The organism is Nocardioides sp. (assembly GCF_024509035.1).
Lineage (GTDB): Bacteria > Actinomycetota > Actinomycetes > Propionibacteriales > Nocardioidaceae > Nocardioides.
On the sequence record NZ_JANINT010000054.1, the window covers coordinates 42,874 to 51,122 of the forward strand.

Annotated in this window: 8 protein-coding genes and 1 tRNA gene; 6 read left to right on the forward strand and 3 right to left on the reverse strand. The window is 73.8% G+C overall.

The window, feature by feature from the left end; all coding sequences use genetic code 11:
• Window positions 1-7 precede the first annotated feature (7 nt).
• The 4 genes from Q0L15_RS05005 to Q0L15_RS05020 are packed head-to-tail and all read left to right on the forward strand — an operon-like array spanning window position 8 to window position 4,075.
• A complete protein-coding gene (locus tag Q0L15_RS05005) occupies window positions 8-1,459 on the forward strand; it encodes an FAD-dependent monooxygenase (RefSeq protein ID WP_296602678.1) in 1,452 nt (483 codons plus the stop codon).
• An 11-nt stretch (window positions 1,460-1,470) separates the two neighbouring features.
• Window positions 1,471-1,938 (forward strand): nitroreductase family deazaflavin-dependent oxidoreductase, encoded by a 468-nt coding sequence (locus Q0L15_RS05010; RefSeq protein ID WP_296602680.1) that lies wholly within the window; start codon window positions 1,471-1,473, stop codon window positions 1,936-1,938.
• Between the two features lie 10 nt (window positions 1,939-1,948).
• On the forward strand, window positions 1,949-2,881 hold the full coding sequence (locus Q0L15_RS05015) for a phosphodiesterase (protein ID WP_296602681.1): 933 nt from the start codon (window positions 1,949-1,951) through the stop codon (window positions 2,879-2,881).
• Window positions 2,882-2,914: 33 nt separating this feature from the next.
• Window positions 2,915-4,075: an alpha-hydroxy-acid oxidizing protein gene (locus Q0L15_RS05020; RefSeq protein WP_296602683.1), complete on the forward strand. Its 1,161-nt coding sequence runs from the start codon at window positions 2,915-2,917 to the stop codon at window positions 4,073-4,075.
• A gap of 17 nt (window positions 4,076-4,092) precedes the next feature.
• Here Q0L15_RS05020 and Q0L15_RS05025 read toward each other — a convergent pair whose 3' ends face one another.
• On the reverse strand, window positions 4,093-5,589 hold the full coding sequence (locus Q0L15_RS05025) for a CYTH and CHAD domain-containing protein (protein ID WP_296602685.1): 1,497 nt from the start codon (window positions 5,587-5,589) through the stop codon (window positions 4,093-4,095).
• Between the two features lie 66 nt (window positions 5,590-5,655).
• On the reverse strand, window positions 5,656-7,104 hold the full coding sequence (locus tag Q0L15_RS05030; protein ID WP_296602687.1) for an MFS transporter: 1,449 nt from the start codon (window positions 7,102-7,104) through the stop codon (window positions 5,656-5,658).
• A gap of 64 nt (window positions 7,105-7,168) precedes the next feature.
• On the opposite strand from Q0L15_RS05030, the gene Q0L15_RS05035 reads away from it, so the two are divergent.
• Window positions 7,169-7,702, forward strand: coding sequence for a PadR family transcriptional regulator (locus Q0L15_RS05035; protein ID WP_296602689.1), 534 nt, complete (start codon window positions 7,169-7,171; stop codon window positions 7,700-7,702).
• 24 nt (window positions 7,703-7,726) lie between these two features.
• On the opposite strand, the gene Q0L15_RS05040 is transcribed toward Q0L15_RS05035, so the two are convergent.
• Window positions 7,727-7,808: transfer RNA gene (locus Q0L15_RS05040), tRNA-Tyr, on the reverse strand.
• A 119-nt stretch (window positions 7,809-7,927) separates the two neighbouring features.
• On the opposite strand from Q0L15_RS05040, the gene Q0L15_RS05045 reads away from it, so the two are divergent.
• On the forward strand, window positions 7,928-8,249 hold a 322-nt coding region (locus Q0L15_RS05045), incomplete at its 3' end, for a DUF520 family protein (RefSeq protein ID WP_296602691.1).

Sequence of the window (8,249 nt, forward strand, 5' to 3'; positions counted from 1 at the left end):
TGCCTCCATGTACGGCGGCCCGCCGGTCGTGGTCGTCGGGTGCGGACCGGTCGGCCAGACGACCGCGCTGCTCCTGGCGCGCTGGGGTGTGCCTGCGCTCGTGCTGGAGGCCGCGCCCCGGCGGCTGCCGGCCGGGTCGCGGTCGATCTGCCAGCAGCGCGACGTCCTCGACGTGTGGGACTCCGTCGGCGTCGGCCGCCGGATCGCCGAGGAGGGGGTCACCTGGCGCGTGGCCCGCACGTTCCTCCGCGAGCACGAGCTGTTCCACGTCGAGTTCGCCGACAGCGGCAGCAGCCCGTTCCCACCCTGGGTGAACATCGCCCAGAGCCGGGTGGAGCAGCTGCTCGACGAGCAGATCGACCGGACGCCCGCCGTCGAGGTCCGGTGGGGCACCACCGTCACCGGCATCGACGACCACGGGGCCGGCGTGACCGTGCAGACCGACGCGGGCCCGGTGGAGACGCCGTACGTCGTGGGCTGCGCGGGCGCGCACGGCCGGGTGGTCCGCGACGCGGTCGGCGGCGGCTTCGAAGGTCGCTCCTTCGAGGACCGGTTCCTGATCTGCGACGTGCGCTGCGACCTGCCGGACCGGCAGCTCGAGCGGCGCTTCCACTTCGACCCGGTCTGGAACCCCGGGCGGCAGGTGCTCATCCACCCGTGCCCGGACTCGGTCTTCCGCATCGACTGGCAGGTCCCGCCCGACGTCGACCTCGACGCCGAGCGCCGCTCCGGTGCGCTCGAGGAGCGGGTCCGGCAGGTCGTCGGCGACCGGCCGTTCGAGGTCGCCTGGTGCACCGTCTACCGCTTCCACTCCCGGCTGGCCCCTCGGATGGCGCTGGGCCGGGTGCTGCTGGCCGGCGATGCCGCGCACCTGGTGGCGCCGTTCGGGGCGCGCGGCCTCAACTCCGGCGTCGCCGACGCCGAGAACGCCGCCTGGCGGATCGCGTTCGCGCTGCACGGCTGGGCGGCGCCGTCGGTGGTGGCGACGTACGACGACGAGCGCCGGGCCGCCGCCCGGGAGAACCTGGAGATCACCACCCGCACGATGGACTTCCTCGTGCCGCAGACCGACCAGGGCTGGGCCCACCGGCGCGACGTCCTGGAGCGTGCGGTGACCGACCCTGCCGCCCGGACCGAGATCGACTCCGGACGCCTGTACGCGCCGCACCGCTACGGCGCCGACCCCCACCCGGCGGTCGGTGCACTCCTCCCCGACCTCGCGGTCGAGGGCAGGCGGCTGCGCGAGCTCGCGCGCCGGGGGTTGCTGCTCCTCTCGCGTGGCCCGGTCGTCGCCCCACCCCTCGACGTGCCGTGCACGGCCGTGACCGTGCCCGGCGGTGCGGCCGACGAGCTCGGCCTGCGGGCGGACGAGGTGTGGGTGGTCCGGCCCGACGCACACGTCGCCGCGGTCGTGGGACGTGGCGGCGTGACGGGCGCGGTGCGCGGGCTCCTGGGTTAGGGTCTGCGCGCATGGGCCTGCTCACTCCGCTCGCGATCCGCATCGGTGCGATCTCATGGATGCCGAAGCTGCTCCCGCAGGTCGTGTGGACCGACCGCCGTCTCCAGCGGGTGTCGGGCGGACGGGTCAGCATCCTCGACGTCGCCGGCCTGCCCAACCTCACGCTCACCGTCGTGGGCCGCAAGAGCGGGATCCCTCGCAGCACCCCGCTGCTGTGCGTGCCGCACGACGGCGGGTGGCTGATCGCCGGGTCCTACTTCGGCGGCCCGGACATGCCCGTGTGGGTGCACAACCTCCGCGCTGCCGGCGAGGCCGAGATCACCTGGAAGCGCGAGCGGGTGCCGGTGGTCGCGCGCGAGGTCGAGGGGGAGGAGCGCGCCCGCCTGTGGCAGGTGATGCTGCAGACCTGGCCCAACTTCGCGAAGTACGAGGAGCGCACCGACCGGGTGATCCCGGTCTTCCTGCTCACGCGCCACTAGCGTGGGACAGGTGCAGTTCGGTCAGTACCCCTCCCCCGACCACGTGGTCGCGCACATCAGCGACCCCCACCTGCTGGCCGATGGCGCGCGCCTCTACGGCGTCGTCGACACCGAGGCCGGGCTCCGGCTCGCGCTGGCCCGGCTCTCGCGGCTCGAGTCACCGCCGCAGGCGCTGGTGTTCACCGGCGACCTCGCCGACAAGGCCGAGCCGGCGGCGTACGCGCGGCTGCGCGAGATCGTCGAGCCCGCGGCCGCGGACATCGGCGCCGAGGTCGTCTGGGTGATGGGCAACCACGACGAGCCGGCGGCGTACGCGCGCGGGCTGTTCGACCTCGACGACGACGGTCCTCAGGACCGCGTCCACGACATCGCGGGGCTGCGGATCGTCTCGCTCGACACGAGCGTCCCGGGCTACCACCACGGTGAGCTGACCGACGCGCAGCTCGACTGGCTCTCCGGGGTCCTCGCGACACCCGCGCCCCACGGCACCCTGCTGGCGCTGCACCACCCCCCGATCCCGGTCCCGCTGATGCCGGCCGCCGACGTGATCGAGCTGCTCGACCAGCAGCGGCTCGCCGACGTCCTCGTCGGCACCGACGTGCGCTGCATCCTCGGGGGGCACCTGCACTACTCGACGTACTCCACGTTCGCCGGCATCCCGGTCTCGGTCGCATCGGCGACCTGCTACACCTCCGACCCGGCACCGGTGGAGCGCTTCGTGTCCGGTGTCGACGGCCACCAGGCCGTCACGATGGTGCACGTCTACGCCGACCGCGTCGTGCACACGATCGTGCCGGTCGCCGACGCTCCCGAGGTGAGCGGCTTCCCGTCCGACGTGCGGGCGCAGGTCGAGGCACTGACCCCCGAGGAACGGCGAGAACTGCTCTCACGCAAGGACTCACCGCTCTACACCGGCGGCATCGACCTGCCCGGCCGCGTCTGAGCGAGACCTGTCGACCTCGTCTACGTTGGGCCGGTGGCGAACTACGCGGACTTCCAGATCGGCCTCTACTTCGCGGGCCTGGGCGGCCAGCTGCCGCCGTACCCGTTGACGTTCGCGGGGCTCGAGGCGGCCGCGGCGGAGAAGATGGAGCACCGGCTCTTCGACTACGTCGCCGGCGGAGCGGGTGACGAGCACACCCAGCGGCACAACGTCGAGGCGTTCGAGCGGTGGGGCATCCTCCCGCGGATGCTGTCCGGCGCCGCCGAGCGCGACCTCTCCGTCGAGCTGTTCGGCCACCGCTGGCCGGCACCGGTCTTCCTCGCCCCGATCGGTGTGCTCGGGGTGATGACCGACGACGAGCACGGCGACCTCGCGGCGGCCGCCGCGGCCGCGAGCTCGGGCGTGCCGATGGTCGCCTCGACGTTGATGCAGGACCCCATGGAGGACGTCGCCGCGGCCCTCGGCGACACACCCGGGTTCTTCCAGCTCTACACGCCCAACGACCGCGAGGTGGCCGAGAGCCTGGTCCGCCGGGCCGAGGCGGCGGGCTACCGCGGGATCGTGGTCACGCTCGACACCTGGACGCTGGGCTACCGCCCCCGCGACCTCCAGCACGCGACGTTCCCCCAGCTGCGCGGAGCGTGCCTGGCCAACTACTTCTCCGACCCCGTCTTCCGCTCGCGCCTCGCGGCGCCGCCCGAGGAGGACCCCGGCGCGGCGACGCTGCACTGGGCGATGAGCTTCGGCAACCCGACGCTCAGCTGGGAGGACCTGGCGTGGTTGCGCGATCTCACCGACCTGCCGATGCTGCTCAAGGGCATCTGCCACCCCGACGACGTGCGCCGCGCCAAGGACGGCGGCGTCGACGGCATCTACTGCTCCAACCACGGCGGTCGCCAGGCGGCCAGCGCGCCCGCTCTCGACCTGCTGCCCGCGGTCGTCGACGCCGCCGACGGCATGCCGGTGCTCTTCGACTCCGGCGTGCGGTCCGGCGCCGACATCGTGAAGGCTCTGGCCCTGGGCGCCACCGCCGTGGGCATCGGCCGGCCGTACGGGTACGGCGCGGTGCTGGGCGGCACGGCGGGCGTCGAGTTCGTGCTCTCCTGCCTGCTCGCCGAGGCCGACCTGACCATGGGGCTCAACGGCTACGCCTCGATCGCCGAGCTCGGCCGCGACGTGCTCGTGCGCCACTGACGCGGCGGGCGCAGGCCTCAGCCGCGCAGCCAGGAGCGCAGGCCCCGGGCGGTCGGCAGGTCGTCGTACGTCTGCGGGTAGCGGGCGGCGAGCTCGGCGGCGCGCCTCTCCTCGAGCGCGTGCAGGCGCCCGAACGTGAAGCCGTTCTCGCCCTCAGCGTCGGCGTGGAGGGCGAGGTCGCGCAGGACACGGCGGGCGACCACGGTGTCCTGGTGCTCGCCGAGCACGTCCTGGACCGCCTTGGCCGCGGCCGACAGCGTCGCCGCTCGGTCGCCGAGGACCGGCGTGGCGGACTCGGCCGCGTAGCGCAGCCGCTTCGCGGCCTTGCGCACCTCGTGCAGCGCGCGGTCCCGCTCCTCGGCCCCCGCGGTGCCGAGGTAGGCACGGTGCCGGCGCCGCACCCGGCGCAGGTCGCGGCGCAGCAGTCGGGGCAGCATCTCCGCCGCCCGCCGGCGGCCCGTCTCGCGGGCCGGGACGTCGCCAACGAGGGACTCGAGCCGGCCCAGCAGCCGGTGGTAGCGCTCCCCGTCGAGCTCCTCGACGGCCGACGTCCGCCCTGCTCTCAGCGCAGCCCCGAGCTCGTCGTCGATGCGTCGTGAGACCGGGCCGAGCACCAGGACATCGGGTTGCGCCCCGACCTGGTCGAGCAGCCGCTGGCGGATCACCTGGGCGTCGCGCGCCGGCGCCAGCACCTCCCCCAGCCACCGCAGCTCCTCGCGCAGCTCCCGGTCGGCGTGGTCCTCGAGGACGGGCGCGTACGACGCCAGGGCCGAGCGCATCCGGCGTGCCGCGATCCGCATCTGGTGCACCCCCTCCTGGTCACCGCTGCGCAGTCGACCGTCCTCGGCCTGCAGCCGCTGCAGGTGCGCGGTGAGGTAGGCGCGCAGGACGGCGGCCGTGGTCGCGTCCGGACCGAGTCGCCCGGCGAGCGCCCGCGCCAGCTTCGAGGCGCTCGCCGACGGGCGGGCCCCGGCGGCGCGGAGCACCGGCTCGGCGAGGTCCAGGAGCTCTGGCGGTCCATCGACCAGCTCCAGCTCCCACTCACGCCACCGCTCGACCGAGCCTGGGCCCGTGCGCGCCTCCACGCGGTCGTCACACAGCTCGGCCAGCACCCGACCGTCGACGTCCAGCAGCCGGTTCACGGCGCGCAGCGTGCGCAGCTGGGCCGAGACCATCAGGCGCCGGTCGCCGACGATCGCGCGCACCCGGTCGCGCAGCGGCGCGGGGACCGGCTCGTCCGCGTCGCCGGGATCCGCGATCGGGTGGTGCAGCTCGGTGCGCGCCTCGCCGGCCGGCAGCTTGAGGTGCCAGCCGTCGTCCACGCCGCCGACCCGCCGCCGCAGGGTCACGCGAGCGCCGAGCAGGGAGAGGTCCGCGGTGTCGACGTACGTCGCGAGCTGGTCGAGCCGCTCGGTGGGAACGACCCGCGCCACCCCGGGCAGGCCGGAGAGGTCGGGCACGGCGACCACGGCGTCGACGTCGTACTTCCGCTCGACCTCGAGGTGCTGTTCCACCGGGCCCTTCGCCATCTCGCCTCCGCCGCTCGAGGACCGACTCGATCCTGGCACAGCCCGTTGCGGTCAGCTCCCGGTCCGGGCGGGAAGGCTCGGCTGCGCGGCGGCAGCGTCGCCTCCGGTCGCCCCCGGGTCGGGGAGCCGGTGGCGCACCCCGGCGATCCCGAGCGCGGCCACGGCAGCGCCCGCGCCGGCGACCCAGGCCACCGCCCACCCGGTCGCGGCCGCGGGTCCGTGGCCATCGACGCGCCCGTCGTACAGCGCCTGTCCGACGGCCAGCGCGACGACCCCGATCACCTGGCGCCCCAGGAGCAGGGTGCCCATGGCGGCGCCGAGGTCGGCGGGCGGCACGGCGCGACCGATCGCGACCTGCAGCCCCGAGAGCGCCGGGCCCATGCCGATGCCGAGCACCGCCATGGCCACCAGCGGCAGCCATCCCGGGGAGCCGGCGTCGAGCAGCCCGAACAGGACCGCTCCGAGCAGGACCACCGCGCCGCTGACCAGCAGCGGCCCGCGGACCTCCCCGCGCCGGGCGACGGCGACCGCACCGAGGTTCACCGCCAGCAACAGCCCGATCAGCAGGGGGTAGATGCGCACGCCCGAGCCGGTTGCGCTGACCCCCTGATCGAGCTGGTACCACCGCGGCACCAGCAGGACGCAGGCGTACATGCCCGTGGTCGCGAAGGCGCCGCCCAGGAGCAGCATCCCGCTCGGACGTCCGCTGAGGATCCGCAGCGGGATCACCGGGGCCGTGGCCGCGCGCTCGACCCGGAGGAACAGCCCGAGCCCGAGCACACCCGCCGCGACCGCCCCGCCGGTGCTCGGTTCGGCCCACGAGCCCAGCTCCTGGTGCCGGTTGATGCCGACCAGCAGGATGCCGACCGAGGCGCTGAGGGTGGCGATCCCCCCGAGGTCGAGCGGCGTCTCCCGTGCCTCGGTCCGCCCGAACGACGCCGGCAGCGCCACGACCAGGGCCGCCATCGCGAGCAGCCCGACCGGGACGTTGACCAGGAACGCCCAGCGCCAGCCGGCATGGTCGGTGATCAGGCCGCCCAGCAGGGGGCCGACGAGGAAGCTGAAGCCCATGACCCCGCTGATCGCCGCCTGTCCCCCGCCGCTGCGGCCGCTGCGCGACAGCTCGTTCACGACGAGGAAGCTGAGCGCCTCGAGCGCGGCTGCGCCCGCGCCCTGGATCGCGCGACCAGCGGTGAGCACGGCCATGGACGTGGCCGCCGCACACAGGAGGGAGCCGGCGAGGAAGAGCGCCATGCCGGCCAGCAGCACACGCTGGCGGCCGTGACGGTCCGAGAGCCGGGCCGCGACCGGGAGGAGCACCGTCGCCGGCACGAGGTAGGCGGTGAAGGCCCACACGTACCAGTGCGGGTCGCCCAGCTCACCCACGATCCGCGGCAGCGCGGTGCCGACGATCGTCTGGTCGAGCATCGCGAGCAGCAGGCCGGACACCACGGCGAACCACAGCAGCGCGGGCCGTCGAGGGCGAGGAGAGGTCGACATATGTCGAGATTGACATGTTGATCTCGACACGTCAATCCAGATAGGTGAGTGGTACCGTCACGGCATGTCGCTGCGGCACGCGATCCTGGGCCTGCTCGAGCGGCAGCCCTCGACGGGCTACGAGCTGGCCCGGAGGTTCGACCTCTCCCTGGCCACCGCCTGGCACGCCAGCCACAGCCAGATCTATCCCGAGCTCTCCAAGCTGGAGGCCGCCGGTCTCGTCGAGGTGGTCGCCCGGGGCGCGCGCCAGAGCAAGACGTACGCGCTCACCGAGAGCGGACGCGACGAGCTGCGCCGGTGGCTGGTCGAGGAGACTCCCGACCGGTCACAGCGCAACGAGGGCGCGCTGCGCCTGTTCCTCGGACAGCTGCTCGACCCCGGTGACCGGCAGGCCGTCTTCGAGCGCGACCTCGACTACATCGAGGAGCAGACCGAGCAGCTGCGCGCCCTGCAGTCCGTGCTCGAGCCCGGCGAGCCGTTCGCGGCCCAGGTGGATCTCGGGCTGCGCATCAACGCCGTCCTGGCCGCCTGGCTCGCCGAGCAGGTCGAGCAGCCCGGCCCGGACGGCGAGCATGACGGCAGAGGCCCCGCACGGTGAACCGTGCGGGGCCTCAGTCCCCTGTGGCAGGTGAAGGATTCGAACCTTCGTAGGCAAAGCCGACGGATTTACAGTCCGCTCCCATTGGCCGCTCGGGCAACCTGCCGGGGTCGTGCGTCGCCCCGTTTGGCTGGGCGGCGACAAGGCGAAACAATAGCGCAGCCCTCGAGGCAGACGAAAACCCCCGCACCCACTCCCCGGGTGCCGCAGACGTCAGGAGTGAAGATGGCCGACTCGTCGTTCGACATCGTCAGCAAGATCGACCGCCAGGAGGTCGACAACGCGCTGGGCCAGGCGGCCCGCGAGATCGCGACGCGGTTCGACTTCAAGGGCACCGGCGCCACCATCGAGTGGCAGGGCGAGCACGCGATCGAGATCTCCGCGTCCGCCGACGACCGGGCCAACGCCGTCCTCGACGTGTTCAAGGACAAGCTCATCAAGCGCCAGCAGAGCCTGAAGATCCTCGACGCCTCCGAGCCGCGCCAGTCCGGTCAGCAGAGCAAGATCTCGATCGCGCTCAAGGAGGGGATCTCGTCGGAGGACGCCA

Bases quoted from the DNA above. Each gene is read 5' to 3' on its own strand.
- Q0L15_RS05005 (WP_296602678.1), top strand. From the start codon at position 8: ATGTACGGCGGCCCGCCGGTCGTGGTCGTCGGGTGCGGACCGGTCGGC.
- Q0L15_RS05010 (WP_296602680.1), top strand. From the start codon at position 1,471: ATGGGCCTGCTCACTCCGCTCGCGATCCGCATCGGTGCGATCTCATGG.
- Q0L15_RS05030 (WP_296602687.1), bottom strand. From the start codon at position 7,104: ATGTCGACCTCTCCTCGCCCTCGACGGCCCGCGCTGCTGTGGTTCGCC.
- Q0L15_RS05035 (WP_296602689.1), top strand. From the start codon at position 7,169: ATGTCGCTGCGGCACGCGATCCTGGGCCTGCTCGAGCGGCAGCCCTCG.